This is a genomic window from Clostridium sp. D33t1_170424_F3 (genome assembly GCF_015667585.1).
Classification (GTDB): domain Bacteria; phylum Bacillota; class Clostridia; order Oscillospirales; family Acutalibacteraceae; genus Anaeromassilibacillus.
In genome coordinates this window covers 62,361-87,066 of the sequence record NZ_JADPEG010000012.1, presented here as the reverse complement: position 1 = coordinate 87,066, position 24,706 = coordinate 62,361, and the positions used below count along the sequence as shown (strand labels likewise).

21 protein-coding genes and 1 other annotated feature are annotated in these 24,706 nt (G+C 51.0%); of the genes, 15 read left to right on the top strand and 6 right to left on the bottom strand.

The window, feature by feature from the left end:
- The first annotated feature begins 39 nt into the window (after positions 1-39).
- The 12 genes from I4V53_RS09725 (at position 40) to nrdG (ending at position 15,526) form a co-directional block, all read left to right on the top strand.
- Positions 40-1,014: a glycosyltransferase family 2 protein gene (locus I4V53_RS09725; RefSeq protein WP_195985502.1), complete on the top strand. Its 975-nt coding sequence runs from the start codon at positions 40-42 to the stop codon at positions 1,012-1,014.
- Positions 1,015-1,893, top strand: coding sequence for a glycosyltransferase family 2 protein (locus tag I4V53_RS09720; RefSeq protein WP_195985501.1), 879 nt, complete (start codon positions 1,015-1,017; stop codon positions 1,891-1,893).
- On the top strand, positions 1,880-3,154 hold the full coding sequence (locus I4V53_RS09715; RefSeq protein ID WP_195985500.1) for an O-antigen ligase family protein: 1,275 nt from the start codon (positions 1,880-1,882) through the stop codon (positions 3,152-3,154). Before I4V53_RS09720 ends, I4V53_RS09715 begins: the two co-directional genes overlap by 14 nt.
- Positions 3,155-3,241: 87 nt before the next feature.
- Entirely contained in the window at positions 3,242-4,771 is a 1,530-nt protein-coding gene (locus tag I4V53_RS09710; RefSeq protein WP_195985499.1) for an oligosaccharide flippase family protein, read from the top strand.
- A 213-nt stretch (positions 4,772-4,984) separates the two neighbouring features.
- Positions 4,985-5,458 carry an RNA polymerase sigma factor gene (locus I4V53_RS09705; protein ID WP_286167100.1) on the top strand — a complete coding sequence of 158 codons (474 nt, stop codon included), beginning with the start codon at positions 4,985-4,987 and terminating at the stop codon, positions 5,456-5,458.
- Between the two features lie 33 nt (positions 5,459-5,491).
- Complete coding sequence (locus I4V53_RS09700) at positions 5,492-6,361, top strand: anti-sigma-V factor rsiV (RefSeq protein ID WP_195985497.1); 870 nt, start codon at positions 5,492-5,494, stop codon at positions 6,359-6,361.
- 901 nt (positions 6,362-7,262) lie between these two features.
- Positions 7,263-8,033: a 23S rRNA (guanosine(2251)-2'-O)-methyltransferase RlmB gene (gene rlmB, locus I4V53_RS09695; RefSeq protein ID WP_195985496.1), complete on the top strand. Its 771-nt coding sequence runs from the start codon at positions 7,263-7,265 to the stop codon at positions 8,031-8,033.
- 16 nt (positions 8,034-8,049) lie between these two features.
- A complete protein-coding gene (locus I4V53_RS09690) occupies positions 8,050-11,559 on the top strand; it encodes a hypothetical protein (RefSeq protein ID WP_195985495.1) in 3,510 nt (1,169 codons plus the stop codon).
- 11 nt (positions 11,560-11,570) lie between these two features.
- On the top strand, positions 11,571-12,179 hold the full coding sequence (locus I4V53_RS09685) for a pentapeptide repeat-containing protein (RefSeq protein WP_195985494.1): 609 nt from the start codon (positions 11,571-11,573) through the stop codon (positions 12,177-12,179).
- A 356-nt stretch (positions 12,180-12,535) separates the two neighbouring features.
- The gene (locus I4V53_RS09680) at positions 12,536-14,833 is read left to right on the top strand and encodes an anaerobic ribonucleoside triphosphate reductase (protein WP_195985493.1); all 2,298 of its coding nucleotides are present in this window, start codon (positions 12,536-12,538) and stop codon (positions 14,831-14,833) included.
- Positions 14,834-14,874: 41 nt separating this feature from the next.
- Positions 14,875-15,036 carry an anaerobic ribonucleoside-triphosphate reductase gene (gene nrdD / locus I4V53_RS09675; RefSeq protein ID WP_074017386.1) on the top strand — a complete coding sequence of 54 codons (162 nt, stop codon included), beginning with the start codon at positions 14,875-14,877 and terminating at the stop codon, positions 15,034-15,036.
- On the top strand, positions 15,017-15,526 hold the full coding sequence (nrdG, locus tag I4V53_RS09670) for an anaerobic ribonucleoside-triphosphate reductase activating protein (RefSeq protein WP_195985492.1): 510 nt from the start codon (positions 15,017-15,019) through the stop codon (positions 15,524-15,526). The genes nrdD and nrdG overlap by 20 nt, the downstream gene beginning before the upstream one ends.
- Before the next feature lie 132 nt (positions 15,527-15,658).
- Here the strand turns inward: nrdG and I4V53_RS09665 are convergent, their stop codons facing one another.
- On the bottom strand, positions 15,659-15,868 hold the full coding sequence (locus I4V53_RS09665; protein WP_195985491.1) for a YlcI/YnfO family protein: 210 nt from the start codon (positions 15,866-15,868) through the stop codon (positions 15,659-15,661).
- Between the two features lie 273 nt (positions 15,869-16,141).
- On the opposite strand from I4V53_RS09665, the gene I4V53_RS09660 reads away from it, so the two are divergent.
- Together I4V53_RS09660 and I4V53_RS09655 are read left to right on the top strand one after the other, a co-directional pair.
- A complete protein-coding gene (locus tag I4V53_RS09660) occupies positions 16,142-16,438 on the top strand; it encodes a DUF6809 family protein (RefSeq protein WP_195985490.1) in 297 nt (98 codons plus the stop codon).
- 50 nt (positions 16,439-16,488) lie between these two features.
- Positions 16,489-16,932 (top strand): aminoacyl-tRNA deacylase, encoded by a 444-nt coding sequence (locus I4V53_RS09655; protein ID WP_195985489.1) that lies wholly within the window; start codon positions 16,489-16,491, stop codon positions 16,930-16,932.
- A gap of 74 nt (positions 16,933-17,006) precedes the next feature.
- Here the strand turns inward: I4V53_RS09655 and fba are convergent, their stop codons facing one another.
- The 4 genes from fba to I4V53_RS09635 all read right to left on the bottom strand — a co-directional run bounded on the left by fba (position 17,007) and on the right by I4V53_RS09635 (position 20,329).
- A complete protein-coding gene (fba, locus tag I4V53_RS09650; RefSeq protein WP_195985488.1) occupies positions 17,007-17,945 on the bottom strand; it encodes a class II fructose-1,6-bisphosphate aldolase in 939 nt (312 codons plus the stop codon).
- Between the two features lie 104 nt (positions 17,946-18,049).
- Positions 18,050-18,664, bottom strand: a complete 615-nt coding sequence (locus tag I4V53_RS09645; protein ID WP_353616504.1) for a sugar O-acetyltransferase — start codon at positions 18,662-18,664, stop codon at positions 18,050-18,052.
- 101 nt (positions 18,665-18,765) lie between these two features.
- The gene (locus I4V53_RS09640) at positions 18,766-19,557 is read right to left on the bottom strand and encodes a DNA-3-methyladenine glycosylase family protein (protein ID WP_195985486.1); all 792 of its coding nucleotides are present in this window, start codon (positions 19,555-19,557) and stop codon (positions 18,766-18,768) included.
- Positions 19,558-19,561: 4 nt separating this feature from the next.
- Positions 19,562-20,329: an enhanced serine sensitivity protein SseB C-terminal domain-containing protein gene (locus I4V53_RS09635; RefSeq protein WP_195985485.1), complete on the bottom strand. Its 768-nt coding sequence runs from the start codon at positions 20,327-20,329 to the stop codon at positions 19,562-19,564.
- Positions 20,330-20,515: 186 nt separating this feature from the next.
- Positions 20,516-20,754 (top strand) — a binding site (T-box leader).
- Between the two features lie 167 nt (positions 20,755-20,921).
- Between I4V53_RS09635 and I4V53_RS09630 the strand changes: the two genes are divergently transcribed.
- A complete protein-coding gene (locus I4V53_RS09630) occupies positions 20,922-22,304 on the top strand; it encodes a TrpB-like pyridoxal phosphate-dependent enzyme (protein ID WP_195985484.1) in 1,383 nt (460 codons plus the stop codon).
- A 57-nt stretch (positions 22,305-22,361) separates the two neighbouring features.
- Here the strand turns inward: I4V53_RS09630 and I4V53_RS09625 are convergent, their stop codons facing one another.
- Complete coding sequence (locus tag I4V53_RS09625; protein ID WP_195985483.1) at positions 22,362-24,317, bottom strand: M28 family metallopeptidase; 1,956 nt, start codon at positions 24,315-24,317, stop codon at positions 22,362-22,364.
- Positions 24,318-24,706: the final 389 nt, after the last annotated feature.

Genomic DNA, 24,706 nt, shown 5'->3' with positions numbered 1-24,706 from the left:
ATTGCGGAAAATAATAGCATGAAGATTTGAGGAGATATCATGAGGTTTTCGATTATAGTACCTGTTTATAACGCAAAAGAGTTTTTGCGAGAATGCTTAGAGAGTATCTGTCATCAAAGTTATGCGGACTATGAAGTTTTATTAATTGATGACGGATCAGAAGATAATAGTGTTGAAATTTGTAAAGAGTATACGAGTGATCCCCGATTTATTTTAATTCAAAAAGAAAATGGCGGCGTCAGCTCGGCTCGAAATATGGGGATTGAAAGCGCTGTTGGAGAATATATTCTTTTTATGGATGCGGATGATATTTTAGCGGATCATGCGTTGCAAAAATTTAACGATTTGCTTAGTAATGAACCCAAGGACGTGATATTTGGAAGAACAGCGACGTTTACAAAGACGGTTCAAGAGTATCGTTTTAATACTTCAAAATTTCCAGAAGGTCTTATCAAAGACAACAATCCCAATTTAATGTTTTTATGGACGAAACGCTGTATCGTGAATACTGTTTGGGGAAATGTTTATAAGGGAGAAATCGTAAAACAGCAAAACATACGGTTTGATAGGGCTTTGTCCATGGGGGAAGACGGGGATTGGTTATATCAATTTTTGTTATCTTCACACTCTTTTGATTACATAAACGAGTGTGTTTACTTTTATAGGAGAGATGAAGAAGCGAGTAACTTTGCTAAGGTAGGCTATAAATATGCGTTTAGCAGTTGGAGCTATCAGAGTAAATGGTACGATTTCTTCAGTTTGAAATATGAGGGGATTGATAAAGATCAAATCAGGTCCCGTTTTGCTAATGGGTATCTTTCAATGATTGTCAGAATACATCCGTTAGAAAAAAGTGAAAAGAAGCTTATGAAAGCAAAGTATAAAGAAAAAGACTATATTTTGCAGAGCTGTACAGGGGGGGCCAAACTATTTGTTTTACTGTATAGATTGTTTGGATTTCAAGCGTTGGCCTTTTTGATGACAATATATTGTAAACTGAAGGAAAAGAAATAAATGTATAAATGTGTATTTGTTATTCTTCATTATTTAAATATTGAAGAAACGAGAGATTGTATAGCGTCCTTAAAAAAGTGTACATCAGTTGAGGACATTGTAGTTGTAGATAATGCTTCTCCTAACGGGTCCGGGAAAGCGCTTCAAACGGAGTTTATCAAAGATCAAAAGGTTCATATTATTTTAAATCGTGAAAACAGCGGATTTGCGGAGGGAAATAATATTGGTTATCGTTATGCAAAGCAAAAGTTAGGTGCGAATTTTATTGTTTGTATCAATAATGATACGATTATTGACGATGAAAGTTTCATAGAGAAGATTTATACGATATACCAAAACAGTAAATTTGATGTGCTTGGCCCGGATGTGTTTAATCCAATATCACAAGTCCATCAAAGCCCGATCAGAGGGCATTGCATGACAGAAGCAGATTTAAAGTTCATTCTGCGCAACCTTAGAAAAGTGCAAGTTGTTATTTATGCCAAACAATTTCTTTCTATGCTGCATTTGCGTTCTTATACAAATCAAAAAGATAATTTGAACACACAAAAGCAATTAAGCCCTTCCTCTGATGTTGTAATACATGGTGCGTGTGTTATATATGGACCGGGTTACATTCAAAACGAGAACAATGCCTTTGTTAACGGTACTTTTATGTATTTTGAAGAAGATTTATTAAAACTGCAATGTGTATTGCATGATTATAAAATGCTTTTTGATCCACAGATAGGGATTTTACATCTGGAAGGAAAAAGTACGGCCTCATCGGTGAAGAGCAATTTTAGAAAAGATTTATTTGTACTTAAGCAATCCAAGAAATCGTTAAAAGTATGTAAATTGATGTTAAAGAGAGCAGGATTAATTAATGGTGAAATATAAAGTCCCACAATTAAGTTTTTTAATTACATCGCTATTTGTGGTCTTATTATTTATAAATATGAAATTTTTCGGTTTCTTACCGGCGGAAAGTTTAAATGGAATTGCGGATAGCGTGAATCGTACAGGCGAAGTCATTATAGTTGGTTTGGTCATTCTATTGCTTTTATTCAAGTCTACTGTTATTAAGTTGGATTACTGGACTAAATTTATTGTTTTTGTTTTAGTATCTATTTTGGTATGTGGGCTGTACAGCGTGGTTGCTTATAATCAGTCTTTCTTTGATATATATGTAATGGAAAATTGCATGTTGCTCCTGTTTATCATTCCTATATTTACAAATAATGAACCGCTTTTTGAAAAAATCCTGAAAGTAATCGTTGTTTTTGCAATGGTAAACGTTTTTATATCATGCTTACAGTCCGTATTGTATAATAATTTTGGCATCATTTTTTTACAGGGGATCGAGAGAACCGTATTAAGAAATAATCTTCTAAGATATGGAAATGCAGCTTCATATGCTCCCTTATTAGCAATTTTTCTAATTGGGGATTATAAAAAAGCAACCGAGTTTATCCCCAAAACGGTCAGACTCATTTTTTTGTTTTTATCGATATACTGCATTGTTTTTGTGAATCAAACAAGGGGTACAACGATCGCAGTATTGTGCGCTGTTTTTGGAATGCTTCTGTTTAAAAACAGAGGTAATAAAAAGAGAATTTTTACGCTGATCGCATTGGCTTTGTCGATCGTAGTAGTTATGAACATACCTCAGTTTCAGTATATTTTTAATTCTATTTTATCAGATAACAGTAAATATGCGGCGGAAGCACATAATGTAAATATTAGAATAGAAAATATCTTTTACAGGCTTTCTTTTTTTGAAAAGAATCCGATATTTGGGATGGGGATTATAAGGCCGATTACATCGCCGTTAGTCCATATTGCCAGAGGTCCGTCGGGTCTTTATTATGCGGATGATGTGGGGATTTTTGATACCATTGCATCGTTTGGAATTTTTGGAAATTTAATGATTTTTCTGGTCTGGAAAAGATGGTGGAGATCTATTTTAAAGTTACGTCAGAATAAAAAATTGTATGAAAATGTCTGGATTTTAGGCCTGATTATCTATTATTTAATCTCTTCTGTTTCTATTGGTTATTTTGCTCCGGATATGATTATCTGTTTTTCTATCGCTATAGCTTCTATTGAAATACAAGTACAGTCCGTTCAAAATACTTTTTTAGATAAGCAAAAAGGATAGCAAGCAGCCTTTATCAATAAGAGAATGATATGAAATCATTTAATATCAGATTCTAAAATGTTTTAGTAATAATGAGGAATTAGTATAATGGAAATGAAGTCAAACAGTAAACAGACTTATAAGAATATAGCGATTAATATATTGGCCTTTATGATTCAGTTTGTTATCAGCTTCTACATATCTCCTATTATTGTTGGAAAAGTAGGCGCTTCGGCTTATGGTTTTATAGGACTTGCCAATGATTTTGTTTCCTATGCGTCTATATTGGCTTCTGTTTTTAACTCTGTGGCAGCAAGATTTATTGCGGACGCTTTTTACAAAAAGGAATTTGAATTAGCTAACCATTATTTTAATAGTCTTATTGTTGCGAATACGGTACTTGCCGGACTGCTTGGATTAGTAAGCTTTGTTTTTGTACCCAATATAAATAATTATTTGGCGATACCAGCAGAAATCATGTTTGATGTGAAATTGACTTTCGCATTAATTTTTGTTTCTTATATTATAACTTTGCTGACAATGGTATTTACTACATCAACTTTTGTTACCAATAGAACAGATATTCAAGGAGTCAGGAACATTGTCAGTCATCTCATTCGCTTTGCAATTATAATAGTATTTTTGAATTTTGTATCCGTAAAGATCTATTGGATATCGTTAGCTTCATTAATTGCCAGTACAGTGGTTGCGGTGCTCAATATTGGACTGACAAAAAAACTTACCCCAGAAATTCATGTCAATTTACGATACGCCAAGAGTAAATATGCTTTTGATCTGGCTAAGTCAGGATGCTGGATGGCGTTTACGAGCATGAGTGTGATCCTTATGCGGGGTCTTGACTTGATCATTGCCAATAAGATGCTTGGTGAGCATGAAATGGGATTGTTGTCCATTGCGCGTACTATGCCAAATAATATAACGAGTGTTATTGGGGTCATTGCTCCCTTATTTACGCCAATGTTTGTTATATTGTATTCAAAAGGACAAATATCAAATTTAGTTGAGTATGTTAAGAAATCCATCACAACAATGGCTTTGATTTTATTTGTTCCTATCAGTGCGTTTCTGGTTTTCTCATATGATTTTTATGCGTTGTGGCAAAAATCTTTGTCAGGGGATGAATTGACAATGGTTACAATTCTATCCGTCTTAACGATACTGCAGTCGTTTTTTAATGCTACTACTTCGACCATGTCGCAGCTTGCAATCGTAACAAACAAATTAAAGTTAACGGTATTAATGGATTTTCTATGCGGAATTTTAAATATCATATTTATATATTTGTTAATCAGATTTGCAAACTTAGGCTTGTTTTCAATTGCGATATCTGGGCCCATTATCATGATTCTAAGATATATTGTTTTTAACTCCCTATTCGCTGCGCATGTTTTAAAACAACCGAAACTGACATTCTTTTGGACAGCAGTTAAAACGTGGGGTGCAATCCCGATTCTTATTCTGACAATGGGAATTATAAAACATTTTATAGCCATTCATTCCTGGGAGAGTTTGATTGTAGTAGTAGGTGTTTGCAGTATAATAGGATATGTAGAAATGGCTTTGATTTACAGTCATAAGGTGTTTATTGATAGAGTGAAGAGAATCTTTAAAAAATGAATGAAAGGGATCGATACAGAAAATCTGCATCGGTCCCTTTTCGCTTGAGCCGGTTATGCGTCGTTTTTCTAGTTTTATCCAGATCTTGAGTTTTTGAATGAGAATATCATTTTGCTATATCAACTTTTCGGCTGTGCCGGGTATCTAATAAACAGAAGATGAGAAACAGGGTTTCAAATTCAAATAGATGGGCGGGGAATGGTTTTGACAACAATGCAAACGTTTCGGGAGTACATCACCCAGAATCAGCAATCTTTTTACCGCTTGGCGTACAGTTACACGAAAAACAGCGACGCCGCGCTGGACGTGGTGCAGAACGCCATTGTCAAAGGGATTGAAAAGCTCCACACGCTGCGCAATCCGGATTTTATGAAAACGTGGTTCTATCGGATTATGGTCAACGAGGGGCTGACATACCTGCGGCGCAATAACGTCATTTCTCTGGAAGAGTACGGGGAGACGGCGCTTCCCGTTGGGGAGGACAAGGACGTTGCACAGAATGTGGACCTGTACAACGCGGTGCAGAAGCTGGAACCAAAGCTCAAAACCATCGTCATTCTGCGATTTTTTGAAGACATGAAGCTGGAGGACATTGCAGCAGTAACCGGAGAAAACCTCAGTACCGTTAAATCGCGCCTGTACAAGGCGCTGCGGCTTTTGAAGCTGGATCTGCAAGAGGGAGCGTAACCGTATTTTAAAAGACGACAGGGAGGAACTATCATGAGAAACCTTGAAGAGGCCAGAAAACAATACGAGTCCATGGAAATTCCGGAACAGCTGGACAGCGTGGTAAACGCGGCGTTTGACCGTGCGGCGGCGCGCAAACGCATCGCCTGGTATAAGCCGGTGTTGTCCGCAGCGGCGGCGGTGTGCATCCTGTTTGTGGCGCTGCTGAACGTCAGCCCAACCTTTGCCCATGCAATGGCGGAGGTGCCTGTGCTGGGCAGTGTGGCGCGGGTTCTGACGTTCCGCGCGTATACCATTGAAAGCGATACAGAGCTGATTACCGTCAACCAGCCATCTATCGCCGGAACGGGCAACACGGAGATGGAAAAGCGCGTTAATAATGAGATCCAGACAAAGATTGACGCGATTGTGGAGCAGGCGCGCAAAGAGGCGAAGGAACGCCGGGAGCAGGCAATTGCGGACGGCTACGATACCAATGAAATGATGCCGGTGATCCTGGACATCCAGTATGAGGTGAAGAGCTCCAGTGAAAAAACGCTTTCCTTTGTCATTTATAAGACGGAGACGGCGGCCAGCGCTTATACGGAGCAGCTTTTCTACAACCTAGACCTGTCCACAGGAAAAAATCTGACCCTGCGGGAGGTTTTGGGACCGGATTACAAAAGCATTGCGGACAAAACAATCAAAGAAACCATTGATAAGCGTGTGGCGGAAGATCCGGAGGCGTGGCCGTACTTTATGCCGAGCGCCGACGTGCCGGTCGAGGGCTTCCAGGGGATTTCCGACCAGCAGAAATTTTATATCGATCCGGACGGAAATGTGGTCGTCAGCTTTGAAAAGTACGAAGTCGGACCGGGCTCCATGGGGATTCAGGATTTTGTCGTAGGAAAATCTTTGGTGTAAATAATCTGAAAAAGCAGTGGAAAACAGACAAATCACAAACAGGGCAGCGGCTGAAAACCGCTGCCCTGTTTGTGTGATTCAACGAGTTTTCACCAGTTTCCACAGTGTTTTCCACCGAAAATCACGGCGAAATGATTCTGATTACGCAAGTTATTGCGGAAAAACCGCACCGGGCCGGGCTTTTATACGGCTTGTATTTCCACAGGTTTACATAAACCGAGTGGAAAACCGCTCAGGAATTGTGGATAACTCGGTGGAAAGGGTGGAGAACCCACGGGTACAAGCCTCTGAAAAGTGGAAAACCCGGTGAAAATAGTGAAGTTATGTTAACTGCACGTCCGAATCTTCACAACGCCGAGTAAAATTTTCAGAAAAGCGGCGCTGTAATGTGGAATACCATAGGAAGGTTTTCCACACCGCCGTGGAAAACGCAAAACACCTCGGATATCGTCAGATTGGGTATCCTCAAGGGGAGTGTTTTGTGGTATAATAACCTCACGCCGTTAGCGGAAGCAGAGCTTCCGACGGCTGAAAGAATATGAAATCATAACCGGCGGGTGAAAGAAAGACGTAATTCAGCCCCAGAACGGGGATCTGAAAGTCCGGGTATGATAGAATAACCTCACGCTGTGAGTGAAAAAATACTTTTAACAGCGTAAAAGCGGGCTGATTATAACGATCGTATAAGAATGTTTTAATTGGTTGCACGGCTTTGCCTGGATCAATTGTATTCAATATGGTGAAAAATTTTATGTCCGCTCGATCAGGATTCGCAGGCGGAAAAAATGGAGATCATTCGGTTGGCGCGGCTTCGCGCCATTTTGTATGATACGGGTCTGGCTGGCGGACCCACGGAAGAACAACGATTTGACGATTGACAGGAAGCAGGGGAACGCAGTACATGAAAAAAGAAGAACAGAACCGCCGCGGGGACGATATTATTGCAGGGAGAAACGCCGTTCTGGAAGCGCTGCGCAGCGGCAGGACCATCGACAGCCTGTATGTTGCCAGAGGGCAGCGCACGGGCAGCATCGGCGCGCTGATTGCCAAGGCGAAGGAGTTGGGCGTCGCCGTCAAGGAAGCGGACAGCAAGAAGCTGGATTATATGTGCGGAAACGCCGCGCATCAGGGCGTTGTGGCCGTCGCGGCCGTCAAGGAATATGCGACGGTGGACGATTTGTTTGTACTGGCACAGGAGCGCGGGGAGCCGCCCTTCTTCATTGTGGCGGACGGCCTGGAGGACCCGCACAATCTGGGCGCGGTGCTCCGGACAGCGGAGTGCGCGGGTGCGCATGGGATCATTGTACCCAAGCGGCACTCGGTTGGTTTGACGTACGCCGTGGGTAAGGCTTCCGCGGGTGCGGTGGAGTACGTGCCGGTGGCCCGGGTAACCAACATTGCCGCGACGCTGGAAGAGTTGAAGAAGCGCGGCGTATGGACGTTTGCCGCCGATATGGACGGGCAGGACTGGTGTTCCGTCGATTACAAGGGGCCGACCGCCATAGTGGTGGGGTCTGAGGGCTTCGGTGTGGGCCGTCTGGTAAAAGAGAAATGTGATTTTGTCATATCCCTGCCGATGAAGGGCAAGATAAACTCGTTGAATGCCTCCGTTGCGTGCGGCGTAGTCTGTTACGAGGTGGCGCGCCAGCGCGGCGGAATTCCGATGAAGTAAGACAGGGGGGAACAGAATGGACAAAAAAAGCAATCATCCCCACGATGATTTTTCTGTAGAAGAGATTTTGCAGGAAGCCCGCCGCCTGCGTGAGCAGCAGGGGGAAGAGGCGGTCCCTGCGACGGAAGCCGACGCACAGCCCGCGCCGGAACGCGCACAGGCTGTGCCGGTGCTGCGTACGGATATACCCGCGCCAAGCCCGGTTCGGGAACCGGAGCGCCAGGCGCCGCCGCGCAAGGAAGCGGAACCCGTCCGAAAGATGGAAGAGCCGGGGACGCCCGCGCCCCAGAGGGAGCGGATGGAAGCGGAAGAACCGCAGGACTGGGAACCGGAGGAAGATGAACCGGTAAAGTTGTCCTGGACGGAGCGCCGTGCGGAAAAAAAGCGCATGAAAGAGGAACGCCGCCGTCTGAAACGCCAGGAAAAGGGCTTTGAAGAGGAAGACGACATTTATTACGGCCTGCAGCTCAAGCCCCTGGAGGAGTACAAAGCACAGTATGAGCGGACGCTGCAGCCGGATAAACCGGCGGGCGCGTCCGCTGCGGACCCGCAAAAGACGCAGGCCAAGCCGGTGCAAAGCGCGAAGCCGGCGGATAAAACCGGCTCCATTTTCTCCTATTTATTTGACTCGACGGATGAAGAGATGGACGAGGAGATCGCCAGGCGGTTTGAAGACCTGCATCAGGAGCGTCAGCAGCGCATGGAGGCGGTGTCCCGCAAAACCGGCGCGTTTAAACTGAATTCCAATACCATTGAGATCAAGTTCCCGCAGCGGACCCCGGAGCCTGTTCAAAAAGCTTCGGAGGCTGCGCCGTCCGAGACAGTGGAGCTGCCGATGGCACAGAAAAAGGCGGCGGAACCAAAGCCCAGGGAGGCGCCCAAACAGCAGACGCCGCCTTCCATATGGAATGATTTTCCGGTGGGCGATGAAACCTTTGAGTTCCCCGCAATGGGAAGCTTTACAGGTCCTGCAAAAGCCAAAAAGGATCCCAAAAGCGGCGGAAAGGTGATGGACCTGACCGCGGAGGGGGAAACCTTTGAATTCCCTGCGGTGGGCGGTTACGCGATGCCCCCGCAGATCGAAGACACCAATCCGTTTGAGCCGGTGCGGGAAGAAGAACCCATTCAGCCCGTTCAGCCGAAGCAGCCTGCACAGCCCAAAACGCCGTCGAAGCCCACGGCCCCGCAAAAGGAAATCCCCGCCGCAGAGCCCGCGCCGGAAGCGCCTGCGCAGCCGAAGGAACCCGCCGCGCCGAGCTCTCTGCCGGAGATTCCCGCGCGGCCGGAGGTACAGCCTTCCGTTACGCCGATCAGCGCGCAGGAGCCGGAGCAAAACGCTCCGGCGGATACATACGCGGAGCTGGAAGTGCCGCTCCGCCCCGTGTCCGGCGGGCGCGTCAAAAAGGCGGAATACCGTCCGGCGGGCGTGACGCCGATTCATGTGGTGCAGCTGCATGACTATGCGGAAGTGATCTTGAAAGAGGCGAAGACCTATCCCAAGCCGGCCAAGCTGCGCCCGGTGGTCAAACCGGAGGAAAAGCAGGAGGAGCCGGAAAAGGCGCAAGCGCGCCCGGTGCAGACCAAACCGCAGGAAGAGGAAGCGCCGGTCAAGCTCTGGGAAGACTTTGCGGCGGAACCGGAGGAGGAAACGCCGCCGGAACCATCTTACCGGGAACCGGAAGAGGAGCTTCCCGCGCCCCAGCAGAAGAAAAAGAAAAAATTCTCCATCATGGGGGAAGAGGAGCCGGACAACGATCCGCAGGAAACGTACACGGAAGAGGAACCGGACGAGCTGGACGATTATCAAAGCCCGTCCGACGCGCCGTCGGTTTCCCACGAGCTGGGGTCCAGCCTCCGCGAGCTGACGCTCCGGTTGACCGTAACGGGGATATGCACCGTTTTGCTGCTGGTTTTCGGCGTACTGGGGGAGATGAACGGCTTTTTGCCGGAGATGCTCCGCGGTCTGGTTCCGACGCAAACGTATCTGATTTTAAATCTGGTGTTTTTGGGAATCACGGCGCTGACCTGTTCCGTGACCATCTTTAACGGGATAAAAGCCCTGTTCAAATTGCAGGCGAACTCGGACAGCGGCGTAGCGGTCGCGGTGCTTGCCTCGCTGATCCAGGGGGCGGCGCTGCTGTTTGCGCCGGAGAGCGTGTCCTCATCCAATATGCACGTATACGCGGTGCTTGCGGCGGTGGCGCTGTTCCTGAATACAGCGGGCAAATTCTCGCTTGTCAAGCGCGTGCGTCACAATTTCCGGTTTGTCGCATCGCCGGATCAGAAATACGCGGTTCAGTATTTTGACGATCACAATACCGCCTTGCAGATGGCAAAGGGCTGCGTGGCGGATACGCCCGCCATCGCGTATCAGGGCAAGACGGGCTTTTTGAAACATTTCCTGAGCCTCAGTTATGAAAACGACCCGAGCGACAACAGTTCCCAGATTATTGCACCGCTCGGTTTTATCCTTTCGTTGGTGCTGTGCATCGTGTGCTATTTCCTGCAAAAGGATGTGATCGGCGCGATCACGGTTTTTGCGGCGGCGACGTGCATCAGCGTGCCGATGACGAACATGCTGTGCGTCAACCTGCCGCTGGCGCGCCTGAACAAAGTGGCGACGCGCTGCGGGGCCATGGTGGTGGGGTACCCCGCCGTGGACCAGTTCTCCACCGCAAACGCGGTGATGGTGGACGCCAAGGACCTGTTCCCCAAGGGCACGGTGATTTTGAACGGCATCAAGACGTTTGGCGGCCAGCGCATCGACGACGCGATTGTGGACGCGACGGCGCTGATGTGCGCCACCGGCGGGCCGCTGAGCGACCTGTTTGACCAGATTATCAAGAGCCATCAGGATATGCTGCCGAAGATCGACAACATCGCCTACGAGGACGACCGGGGCGTCGTGGGCTGGGTGTCCGGCCGGCGTATTCTGGTCGGCAACCGGGAGCTGATGAAGACCCACAGCATTGAGCCGCCGTCCAAGGACTATGAGGAAAAATACCTGCTGGGCGGCAAGCAGGTGGTGTATCTGGCCTCCGGCGGGGATCTGGTGGCGATGTTCATTGTCTCCTACAATTCCGACCGCCGCCGCGCCGCGGAACTGCGCCGGATGGAGGACAACGGCATCAGCCTGATTGTGCGGACCTGCGACCCGAACGTCACGCCGCGGCTGATTGCGCAGGTGTTTGACCTGGACGAGCATTCTGTCCGCGTATTGCCGGAGCGGTTGGGTAAGGTCTATGAGAATCTGGTCAAGGAGCCGGAAGAGCGCACAGACGCCCTGATGGCAACCAAGGGCCGCCCGACGGCGATGATGCGCATGCTGACCGCATGCGTGCGCCAGCGGAGCAATATCTCTGTGGCGGTGGCGCTGCAGACCGTTGCGGTGGTGCTGGGCTTCCTGCTGGTGGCTTTCCTGGCCTGCTATTCCGGGCTGAAACAGCTCAGCACGGTGGCGCTGCTGCTGTTTGAGCTGTTCTGGATCGTCGCGGTGCTGCTGGTGCCGCGTCTGCGGAAACCGTAAAGGAGAGGCCTATGGCGTTTGATTTTACACAGAAGCAATATGAAAAGCAGGATATGGAGGACGCAGAGCTGTCGGAACGGGAGCTCTGCGGCTTTCATTTTGTCGATTGCCGGTTTTACGGCGCGGCGCTGGGCGGGTTGGTGACAAAGAAGTGTATGTTTTCCAACTGCACTTTTTCCTTTGCCTCCTTGCAGGACAGCCTGCATGTGGGGACCGCGTTTCTCAACTGCACCTTTGACGGCGCAAGCCTGTTCGGCGCGGAGCTGGAGAACTGCAAATGCACCGGCAGCAGCTTTGCCGGCGCAAACCTGACGGGGCTGGTGATCCGGGGCGGCAATTTTTCCGATACGGTGCTGGACGGCTGTGATTTGCGCCGCATGGACCTGCACGGCGTGTGCTTTACCCATGCGTTTTTACAGCGGGCCAATCTGGAAAAGGCCGACCTGCGCGGCTGCGATTTTTCCCATGCGGTGCTTGGCGGCGCGGTCCTCAAAAACGCCGACCTGCGCGGCGCAAGGCTGGACGGCGTGGACGTGCGGCAGGTGCGATTTGACCGCACAAAAATCGATCTGGAACAGGCGGTCCGTTTTGCGGAGAGCATGGGCTGCGTTTTGGAGTAAAAATATTTTTTTATTCCCCGTAAAGAGACAAAAAACGGTTTGTCCATCTGCACGGAGGACGCGCAAACGGCTTTGTCCGTGCGTTTCCGACGTTTTGGTATGTTTTGGTAGTTCTCTATGGAGACAATACGACATATAGTGGCGGTTACAGCGATTGTTGACAACAACCCCAAGATGTAGTAAAATGCAAACCGGATTCAAGCTCTGCTCAGCGGGGCCCAGGAGTGCGGCGGGGAATGCCTGCCGCCCGGAATTGAAAAGGTATTTGACGGTAAGTTTTGAATGGAAGAGCGGACGACGCTGCCCGGCGCAGCGATTACATAAGGCGCGGCGCGCCTGAAAGGGATGGTAGATCAGTGGCAACACAAATTAAAAAACGCAACGGCGTAGTGGTACCGTTTGATGCGCAGAAGATCCGCAATGCGGTTTTTAAAGCCAATACGGCGGTGACGGAAGAGAAGATGACCGGCGCTGCGCTGGACCGCCTGACGGACAAAGTTTCCAGGGCGTTTCCGGACCCGGCGGTTCCCACCGTGGAGGAAGTACAGGATAAAGTGGAGGAGAAGCTGATCGAGGCGGGCTTTGCCAAGACCGCCAAGGCCTATATCCTGTACCGCGCGGAGCACGCAAAGATCCGCCAGGCAGAGGGCGACCTGATGGACATCTACAAGGAGCTGACGTTTGAGGATGCGCGCGACGCGGATATCAAGCGGGAAAATGCCAATATCGACACCGACACCGCGATGGGTACCATGCTGAAGTACGGCTCCGAAGGCTCCAAGTATTTTATCAACAACTATGTGCTTCCAAAAGATTATGCGGCGGCGCACATCCACGGCGACATCCACATCCACGACGAGGATTTTTATATGCTGACGGAGACCTGCTGTCAGATCGATCTGATCAAGCTGTTCCACAATGGCTTCTGTACGGGCCACGGGTTCCTGCGGGAGCCGAACGATATCCGCAGCTATGCCGCGCTGGCCTGCATCGCGATTCAGGCGAACCAGAACGAAATGCACGGCGGACAGAGCATCCCGAACTTTGATTATTCCCTGGCGCCGGGCGTGGCAAAGACCTTCCGCAAGGCGTATTTCCGCGAACTGGCAAAATACCTGCATATCACCAAGGCCATGAAGATGGACGACGCGAAAGCATTGGCGGACGCGGTGAAGGCGGGGATCGAATGGGACGTTACGCTGGGCAATGCGCCGGAATACGGAGAGGCGCTGGCGGCGTTCCTGCCGGAGCACCAGCGCGCAAACGGCTATGAAGAGATCACGGAGCCGGAAGCGCGCAGGGCGCATGAGTACGCGGTGGAAGCGGCGACAAACAGTACGAACGACGCGACGTATCAGGCGATGGAAGCGCTGATCCACAACCTGAACACCATGCATTCCCGCGCGGGCGCGCAGGTGCCGTTCTCTTCTCTGAACTATGGCACGGACACCTCTCCGGAGGCGCGCATGGTCATGAAAAACCTGCTGCTGGCCACGGAGCGCGGCCTGGGAGACGGCGAGACGCCGATCTTCCCGGTACAGATTTTCAAGGTCAAGGAGGGCGTCAATTACAACGAGGGCGACCCGAACTACGACCTGTTTAAACTCTCCTGCAAGGTGAGCGCGAAGCGCCTGTTCCCGAACTTCAGCTTCATCGACGCGCCGTTCAATTTGCAGTACTACAAAGAGGGCGACTACGACACGGAGGTATCCTATATGGGATGCCGCACCCGCGTGATGGGCAACGTGCACGACCGCACCCGCGAGACGACCTGCGGGCGCGGCAACCTCAGCTTTACCTCGATCAACCTGCCCCGCATCGGCATCGAGGCGAAGGGCGATATCAAGCGGTTTTACGAGCTGCTCGACAAGCGGATCGATCTGGTGATCGGCCAGCTGCTGCACCGCTTCCAGATCCAGTGCGGCAAGAAGGTGCGCAACTATCCGTTCCTGATGGGACAGGGCGTCTGGATCGATTCCGACAACCTCGGCCCGGACGACAGCATCGCGGAGGTGCTCAAGCACGGCACGCTGAGCATCGGCTTTATCGGCCTGGCGGAGACGCTGAAGGCGCTGGTCGGCAAGCACCACGGGGAGAGCGAGGAGAGCCAGAAGCTCGGCCTGGAGATTATCACTTATATGCGCAAGCGCATGGACGACGAAAGCCAGAAGCGCGGTTTGAACTTTACCCTGCTGGCGACCCCGGCGGAGGGCCTTTCCGGCCGTTTCGTCCGGATCGATCAAAAGAAATACGGCAAAATCCCCGGCATTACCGACCGCGAATATTACACCAACAGCTTCCATGTGCCGGTGTATTATCCGATCAGCGCCTATAAAAAGATTCAGCTGGAGGCCCCCTACCACGCGATGACCAACGCGGGCCACATCAGCTATGTGGAGCTGGACGGCGACACAGCGAAGAATCTGGAGGCGTTTGAATCCATCGTGCGCTGCATGAAGGAGGCCGGCATCGGCTACGGCTCCGTCAACCATCCGGTGGACCGCGACCCCGTCTGCGGCTATACCGGCGTGATCGACGAGGTATGCCCCCGCTGCGGACGCCGCGCGGGCGAACCGGTGAGCAAAGAACGGCTGGATGAACTGCGCAAGAAATATCCCGGGGTGCCGCACTATGAGTGCTGCTACGGAAAATAAAGATTCAACCCGATGATACATTGATAAAGGAGAAGAGACACATGATTACACTGAATCAGAACAACGGAATGGTCGGCGAGGGCGTCGATTTTGAGCGCATCCGCAGAATCACTGGGTATCTTGTGGGTACCATCGACCGTTTTAACGACGCCAAGCGTGCGGAAGAGGGCGACCGCGTGAAGCATGGCCTGTCTCAAAATTAGTGGGATTGAGCCGGAATCCATCGTGGACGGCAAGGGCATCCGCTACGTGATTTTCACACAGGGATGCCCGCATCATTGCCCCGGCTGCCACAACCCGCAGACGCACGACTTTGCGGGGGGCAGGGAGGCGGACACGGACGCGCTTCTGGCGGAGATCCGGGAAAACCCGCTCCTGAAGGGTGTGACTTTCAGCGGCGGAGAGCCGTTCTGCCAGCCCGGACCGCTCGCGTTGCTGGCGGAGCAGGTGCACGCGCTGGGCAAGGACGTGACCGTTTACACCGGCTTTACCTATGAACAATTGCAAAGCAGGCACGACGCGGGAATCGACGCGCTGCTGGCGCAGGCCGACGTGCTGATCGACGGCCGTTTTGAAGAAGCGCAGAAGGATTTGACGCTGCTGTTCCGCGGCAGCCGCAACCAGCGGGTCATTGATATGAACCGAACACGCGCGCAGGGGTGTGTTGTGCTGGAAGAACTGGGTGAAGTATAAAAAACCGTCAGAGAAATTTCTCTGACGGTTTTTTATACTTTGATTTCTGATAAGAATATGAAATTTATTTAAATGATCTGATCGTATAAAAGTTCAAGTTTACGATATTAAATACTCAAAAAAGGGTTATTTTTATTGATTCTCTTCTTCTGGAATAAACTCTAAATTTTCCAATGCGTAACACAGTGCCATGGAAATCAATTCATTTCGAGAACGGTGACTTTTTTCAGCCAGTTTATCGTATTCTTTCTGTAATTCTTTATTAATACGAATTGTCATGGTTACGGATGTATCGTCTTTTTTATCTGCACTTTTTGGACGTACAATAAACTTCTTTTCCAATGTGTCACCTCCTATATTATAAAGTATAACGGTTTTTGCTTGACTTTTATATAACACAATTATATAATACATATATGTAACACAAAACAAAAAGGGGGTTAGAATGAGCAGCTAAATAGCAAATAAAAAAGGAAGTGGCGCGCTCCGCCTAAAGAAGAACGCCACTCCCCAAACACCGACACGCTCTTTTCAGCTCGCACGGTACAAATTATTATACACTGTACCGTTTGATCTTTCAAGAGAGCTTGTCACCTGAGAAAGGAAATGAGATCGATGGATTCAATGATAAAAGCGCTGTTCCGGGGCGAGATTTTGCCGGAAGAACGGATTGTACCGGACGACCCCGCATATTGGCCCGTCAACTATGCGATTTCGGATGAGAAAAAATACTTTGAAGAAAAGCTCACGCAGGAGGATAAAGCCCGCTTTGAAAAACTGGACGATTTATATTACCAGTCTATAACGATGTACGGTGCGCAGTCCTTCCAGTACGGGTTTAAGCTGGGGGCCCTGCTGATGACCGATGTGTTCACCGGAAAAGAGGAGGTCATGCCGGAGAAGAACAATTGAGACATCCGAAGCAAAGTAGAAGATGTATTGCAGAAAGGCAGGTTTGTTTGATGGTATTCGATTTGGAACGGCTTCTGACCGAAGCGCAGGCGAACTTTCGACTGATCCGGCAGGACAAGCCGATTTTGTCAGCACAGGATGCGCAGGAATATTATGACGTTGAAAAGCTGGCCCCAACTCTGATTCTTCAAACGGAGAACGGGTTGCTGGCCTGTATTGTGTCGGCCAACCGCGGCCGTTTGGATTTTGAAGCGATGAAACAAGACTTCGGCTATACAAAACTAAAATTGGCGGATCGAAAGAAGGTGGAAAAAGCAACCGGGTATCCGGCGGGCGCTGTACCGCTGGTCGGATACGGTCTGCCCTGCCTGTTCGATGACAGGCTCCTGCAATACGATTGTATCTACGGCGGAACGGGTGACCCCTTGGTTATATTGGAGATAAAGCCGCAGGATGTGAAGCGTCTGAATCATATTCTGCATTGCTTGCCATGAATGCGGTCCAAAATAAAACCCCCGCTTGTCCATTTGAACAAGCGGGGGTTGATCGTTTCAAGAAAGTGTTCCGATTAAGCTTTGCCTTCGCAGCCGAGAACCGTCTTGATCTTGTGAGCCACCAGACCCTGGATCGCGTCGCGCGCGACACCCAGATACTGACGGGGATCAAAGTGGGACGGATTCTCCGCAAAATACTTGCGGACGGTTGCGGTCATGGCAAGACGCAGGTCGGAGTCGACGTTGATCTTGCAGACTGCCATCTTCGCCGCTTCACGAAGCATTTCTTCCGGAATGCCGATTGCGTCGGGCATTTTGCCGCCGAACTGGTTGACCATCTGCACGTACTCCGGGAGGACAGAGGAGGCGCCGTGCAGGACGATCGGGAAGCCCGGGAGACGGTTTGCGACTTCCTGAAGAATATCGAGACGCAGCTTCGGGTTCTGGCCGGGCTTGAATTTGTAAGCACCGTGGCTCGTGCCGATTGCGATGGCAAGGGAGTCCACGCCTGTCCGTGTTACAAAATCCTGGACTTCGTTCGGATCGGTGAACTGTGCGTTGTCGTCCGCGACCTCGACTTCGTCCTCTACGCCAGCCAACTGGCCCAGTTCCGCTTCAACGGTAACGTTGTATTTATGCGCATACTCTACGACTTTGCGGGCTTCTTCCACGTTCTCTTCGTACGGCTTGGAGGAGCCGTCGAACATAACGGAAGTAAAGCCGTCGTCGATGCAGGCCTTGCACAGCTCATAGGAAGAGCCGTGATCCAGGTGCAGGGCGACCGGGATTTCCGGGTTCTCTTTGCACGCAGCCTCGACCATCTTGACCAGATAGGCCGGATGGGCGTATTTGCGGGCGCTGGAGGAAACCTGCAGGATCACAGGTGCTTTCAGGTCTGCGCAGGCGCCCATGATGCCCTGGATGATTTCCATATCGTTAATATTGAACGCGCCGATTGCATAGCCGCCGTCGTATGCTTTCTGGAACATTTCCTTGGTATTTACCAATGCCATTGGAATCACACTCCTAATCTTTTAGATGCCTTTATTATAACGCATATTCTACAAAAAGGGAATACTTTTTGATGGAATCGGAAGTTTGTTTTTAGCGCGCCGCCTCAGCGATTCTCCGGCGGCTCCGCGCCGTTGATGAAGCGGACCGGCCGGCAGGGACTGCCCACCGCCACGCAGTTTGCCGGGATGTCCTTTGTTACCACGCTTCCCGCGCCGATCACACTGCCCGCGCCGATGGAGACGCCCGGCAGGATGATTACGCCGCCGCCGATCCAGCAGCCGTCCCCGATGGAGACGGGTAGGGCGTAGGTGCGGCAGAAGTATTCGCCGCTTTCCGGCGACCAGTCCGGGGTAAGACGGTCCGCCAGCTCCACGGGATGGGACGCGGTGTAAATCTGCACGTTGGAGGCAATTAGCACGTTGCTTCCCACCGTAATCCTGTTGCAGTCCACAAAGGTGCAGTTCATGTTGACGGAGACGTTGTTTCCAAAATAGATATTGCAGCCGTAATCGCAGGTAAAATGGCTGCCGATGGAGACGTTTGTCCCAATCCCGCCGAGCAGTTCCTCCAAAACAGCGCGTTTCTCCGCCTTCTGCTCATAGGGCAGGGCGTTGTATCTGGGGAGCAGCTCCCGCGTCTTGCGCTTAAACTCCAGGAAAATGGAGTCGTGGCAGTCGTACCATTCGCCCGCCATGCACTTTTCCAGCTCGTTTTTCACAAAGGTTCCCCCTTTATTAGATATATTAGGATACATGAAATTGGGTCATCACTCTACGGGAGCGGGTTCTTTCCGTCCGGCGACACCTGGGAAATTTCTTTCTATACAGCTACGGGCCGGCCGTCCTGACCGGAGGTCCTGATAAAGTGGAAGATGTACTGCTGGGCGATTCCGGCGTTGGGGCCGAAATCCGCGGGCGTTTTGCCGGGGAACAGCTCCTTCATGGCGCGCTTCATCCATACGTCCATCGGGAACGCGTCCAGCCGGTGCAGGCCGTATAAGAGGGCGCAGTCCGCCACCTTCGGTCCCACGCCCACAATGGTCATCAGGCTGGCGCGCGCTTCGTCGAACGGCAAACGGCGCGCCTGCTCCAGATCAACTGCGCCGGAGGCGATTTTACGCGCCGCGTCCAAAATATACCGCGCGCGAAAACCGCAGCGCAGGGGCGCGAGCGCTTCTGCGTCGAGCGAAGCGAGGCGTTCCGGGGTGGGAAAGTCAAATACGCCTTCTTCCAGCGGTTCCCCAAACGACGCGCAGAGCCGGGAGATAATCCCCCTGATGCGCGGGATATTGTTGTTCTGTGAGATGATGAAGGAACAGAGCGCCTCCCACGGGTCCTGGTTCAGGATGCGGATCCCGGGCGCATATGCGGCGGCGCGCGCCAATGCCGCATCCAGGGAGGAAAGCTCCTGCCGGATGCCCGCATAGTCGCGCGCCGCATCAAAGTATGTACGCCAGAACGGGTCCTGCAAAGCGGTTTCCAGATTGTCGTTGGAAACCCGCAGGACGCGGCCGCCCGCGACGCCCTGATAAGAGCCGTCGGGCTGCCGGTCCCAGCGGAAGCATTGCCCGCATTCCAGCGTTGCATGTAAGTCAAATTCACGCAGATCCATCGGATTATTCCGTCTCAAGACCTTTGCGGTAGAAGGGCGTTTTGTCCTCAATGGCTTCCTTGCCGAACTTGCCGCTGGACGGCATCAGGTCGAGGTACTGGCCCGCTTCCAAATCGCCGCGCACCGCGTCCACCGTGCTGCGGAAGACCTTCTCCTGATCCGCGCCGTTGGTCAGGCTGATAACGACCAGGAAATGCGGCTCGTCCGGGTTGGCCTTGTAGTTGGCCTGGAACAGCCATGCGCTCAGAACCTCATTGCAGTCCTTAAAGAAGGTGTTCATCGCCTTAATCAGCTTTTTCGGGGACGGCTCGGGTTTGCTCAGCACGACCATATCCGGGCTGATCTGCGTCTGCTGGAACGGATGGGAGATTTTGTTCATGGTCGCCTTGCGGATGATCAGATTCTGATGGCTGGGATTGACCACAAAGCCCGCGATTTCCTCCGCCTGGGAGTTGACCAGACGCTCCAGCTCCTCATAGGTCAGAGTCATGGTGTCGTTGGAATCGCCCGCCCATTTGGACAGCTCGTCCATGTCGGAGAACATCGCGAAGAAGCTTTCGCCCTGGGTGCTGGTGGCGGCACGGAATTTTACCTGTACTTTTTCCGCCGGCCGGCCGTTTTCATCTTTGCCCACCAGAGTCACAGGGGTCAGGTACTGCATCTGGCGCAGTTCCTGAATCAGTTCCAGTTCGTTTTTCCTCGTTTTATCTTCATCAAACTGTTTCAGCTTGCTAATAAACGCCGGATTTTTTACGGGTTGGTTAAGCTGCATAAATCGGTTCCTCCTGAAAAAATAGTATTTGTATGATTATATACTGCCTGTTGGAAATTTGCAAGTCAAACGGCCATCCATATTCCGTATTATTTACAGAAATCTGCCGGAGAACAGGAAATAACAAAAATATTTTACACTTCCGCTTGACAAATCCGTTCGGGATTCCTATAATGAAATCAACAAAATAAACCGATGATGAAGAGTAGTACATAGGCAAGACGCTCAAAAGAGAGCCGCGGACGGTGGAAGCGCGGCGGGTGCAGCCGGTGGAATGGACTTCGGAGGGCACGGTGAAAAAGTTGAGTAGCCGTTGACGGGAGCTCCGCCCGTTACCAAGGGAGCGTACATAGAAGTGTACGGAATAAGCGGCGCGCAAGCGCAATCCGGGTGGTACCGCAGGAGTGAAGGCTCTTGTCCCTGAATCAAGGGGCAAGGGTTTATTTTTTTATTACATTAAGAAAATCATCAGATTTTCCACTTCTAAACGTAACAAAAAATCCTTTTCTATCAGGCTAACCGGGAAAGCGCTCAGGATATTAGAAAGCACGACGATTTTTTATCTGAGTGAAAACAGAAGGAGGCAATAACGATGGCGCACATTCCGCACAGATTTAATTTGACCGAGGAGCAGATGCCGACGCAGTGGTATAACATGCGCGCGGATATGAAGGAGCAGCCGGACCCGCTGCTCAACCCGGCGACGTTCGAACCCATCAAAACGGAGGAGCTGTACCCGATTTTCTGCGAGGAGCTTGCTAAGCAGGAGATGGACGGCAAAACCGCATACTATGATATTCCAAACGAAATTCTGGACATCTATAAGGCGTACCGCCCGTCCCCGCTCAACCGCGCGTACGATCTGGAAAAGTATCTGGATACGCCCGCAAAGATTTATTTTAAATTCGAGGGCAACAACACCTCCGGCAGCCACAAGCTGAATTCCGCCGTGGCGCAGGCGTATTACGCCAAGAAGCAGGGCCTGAAGGGTCTGACGACGGAAACCGGCGCGGGCCAGTGGGGTACCGCTCTTGCCGAGGCGTGCGCGTATTTCGGATTGCCGCTGACGGTGTTCATGGTCAAGGGTTCCTATAACCAGAAGCCGTACCGCAAGGCGATCATCCAGACCTTCGGCGCGAACGTGATTCCCAGCCCCAGCGACACCACGCAGGTGGGCCGCGCCATCCTGGCGGGCGACCCGGATACCACGGGCAGCCTGGGCTGTGCAATCTCCGAGGCGATTGAAGTCGCTACCACGCACGACGGCTACCGCTATGTGCTCGGTTCCGTGCTGAACCAGGTGCTGCTGCATCAGTCCATCATCGGCCTGGAGGCCAAGAAGGCGATGGATATTCTGGGCGAATACCCGGATATTGTGATCGGCTGCGCGGGCGGCGGCTCCAACATCGGCGGCCTGATTGCGCCGTTCATGCAGGATAAACTGCTGGGCAGAAAGAACCCGTATTTCATCGCGGTGGAACCGGCCTCCTGCCCGTCCCTGACCCGCGGCCGCTATGCGTACGATTTCTGCGACACCGGCAAGGTCACGCCTCTGGCCCGCATGTACACGCTGGGCAGCGGCTTTATCCCGTCCGCCAACCACGCGGGCGGCCTGCGCTACCACGGCATGTCCCCGATCGTCTCCAAGCTCTATCACGACGGCTGGATCGACGAGGCCCGCTCTGTGGAGCAGACGAAGGTATTTGACGCGGCGACGCTGTTCGCCCGTGTGGAGACCATCCTGCCCGCGCCGGAGTCCGCACACGCCATCCGCGTCGCCATCGACGAGGCGCTCAAGTGCAAGGAGACCGGCGAGGAGAAGACCATCCTGTTCGGCCTGACCGGCACCGGATATTTCGACATGACCGCGTATACCTCTTATATGGAAAAGACCATGACGGATTATATCCCCACCGACGCGGATTTGCAGCCGGGATTCGATTCCCTGCCGAAGATTCCGGGCATTCAGGAGTAAAAAATAGAAATGAAATCCTCCACAGAGTTGCGGATGCCCGCGCCTGTGGAGGATTTTTTAGGTTTGGTGGTTTAGCGCCGGTTCCAGGACTTCGCGGATTGCCTGGTAGATGGTCTCTGCTTCTGCTTCTGTCATGGCAATGGATTCAAAGGTGTCGCCGTATGCACCGTTCGCTTCCTCCGGCGTGATCCTGCGAACAAAAAAATCATAGCTCAAGCCGTCTTTTGCTGCTGGAATGGTCAGGTTGTCGTATTTTTTGTCTGTTTCGTCTGCTTTTTGCACGGTGCATTCCGGATGGGCGTCCCATGCGGGGAATTCCGGCTCCGGTTCCCCAATCAGGGTACGCTTGACTTTACGATTGCAAACGAGAAGGAAAGCGGAATGGTCGGCTCCATAAACCAGAGCAAAAGAACTTGGCGTTGCACCAGCTGTTTTTTTGGCGTCTGCAACCGTAGGCTCTTTTGGCAGGTCTTCCATAGAATCCGCGTCGTACAGGGGTTGTCCGTCCGCATGGTTATCTCTATAATGCCGGAAGGGCAAGCCGTTCAGGTCGTTGGGGATCGAAAGTTCCGGATACTTTTCTGCAACCTCCTGCGGAGTGGTGAGCGGGTAGTTTCCGGAGGTATAAAAATAGAAGCCCTTAAAGGGATAATAAATTATTTCGTCGTAATCAACCGAATACTCTTTTACCAGACGGCGGCCTTCCACCACGGCTTCCAGATATACGTCCCGGGGAATGTCTTTCCATTCAATATGGTATTTCCCAGCCTGTGTTTCCAGCGGCTGGACCGGTTCCTGATCCAGTTGAGGAAGGAACCCGCAGAGTTTTTCCGCAAGCTGGCGCAGCAGGTCAAGGTCAATTTGCCCCATGGTATCGTCCAGAATATGGGTTGCCTGCGACTCGTTTTCCGTGGCCAGGCCGGCGGAAGGAATTTGATAAGCGGTAAAACTTGTGTAGTCGCTCGCTCCGGCGGCGCCCAGCGTACAGGAGATTCCTTCCTGATTGAGGAAGATTTGTAATTTTTCCGTCAGCTCTTTGTTTCCGTCTTCCTCAACGATTAATTGGCCGACGGAGGGAGCGCCGACACAGTCGACATTGATCATGTTGATTGTTTGATATGCGGAACCGGCGAGCGACTGGGCGAAAGCGTTGCTGCCCTGCATCAAACTTTCTTCCCCGTTGAACGCGCAGAAGATTAGATCGCTTTCCAGAGCGGGAAAGTCCGGCTGAGCGGTCAACCGGATCAGTTCCAACAGAACGCTGGTTCCGGAGGCGTTATCCAGAGCGCCCCGGTAGATTGAGTCTCCGTAACTTCCCACATGGTCAAAATGCGCGCCGATGACAATAGCCCGCTTCCCTGTTTTGCCCTTTTTAACGCCAACGACATTCTGCACGGTTTGCTTTTCAGAAATCAACGCCCCTTTTGCTTCCGCGGAAACACCGTTCTGTTGCAGCTCTGAAAAAACAGGGGAGGGAACTGGAATCAGCGGCACACTGCCGGATACCGCAAGGGCGTTTAATCGGTTGTTCTCCTGTATGATTCCGAGACAGGCTTCCGGGCTGTTTTGGGTTTCTCCCATTGGTTGCAGAAAAATTCTATTGTTTAAATCGGGGTCGTTGCGATCGGATGTTAACGGCCCGGAAAGTCCCTGCGCGCTGTCATCCAGCAGGCAGGGGATGTCCTGCCCCGCGCGGTATTCCTTTTTTGTGCCGTCGGAGAAGGATATTTCCAGGATTTGCGTCTGCCGGGCCGGATCATGCGTCGTTTGTTCGTAATCAAAAAAGTAGTTTTGCGCTGCGCCGTAAAAATCCAATCCAGCTGATTGAAACTGTTCCGCTATGTAATCTCTGGCAGCTTCATTTCCTTCTGTCCCCGTCAGGCGGCCGTTTGCCTGCTCCGATGTCAAAAAGGTCATATCATTAAAAATAGCGTTTTCTTTTGCTTTGCAGGATGGGAATGAGAAAAGCAGGAGCACGGCGCACAGCAGGGAATAAATACGTTTGTGTGACATGATTTTCGTTACCTCCTGAAAATAAAAGCCATACAGCCATTCCTGAGAATGACTGTATGGCTTTGTCAAAAGACGAAATTAACGATATCCATGACATACCCATTGAGTCTCTGTTCTAATTAAGACTTTTCCGTTTGCACCACAGTTTCCGCATGAATAAACCTGATAAACGTCCCTTTCTTCTTGGAGGTCATAACCATTTACGTAGTCTATACAGTCGCGTCTGTTTGAGGTGGGTTCCCAAGAGCCATACTGAGTACGGCTTGTACAGTTCTTACCACAGAATGGACATGCAACTCCCCTTGTTGTGGAAGCGAAGGCAGGAACCACGCTTAGCATCAACAACAATGAAAGACAAAGAATTGAGATTGCTTTTTTGATATTCCGTT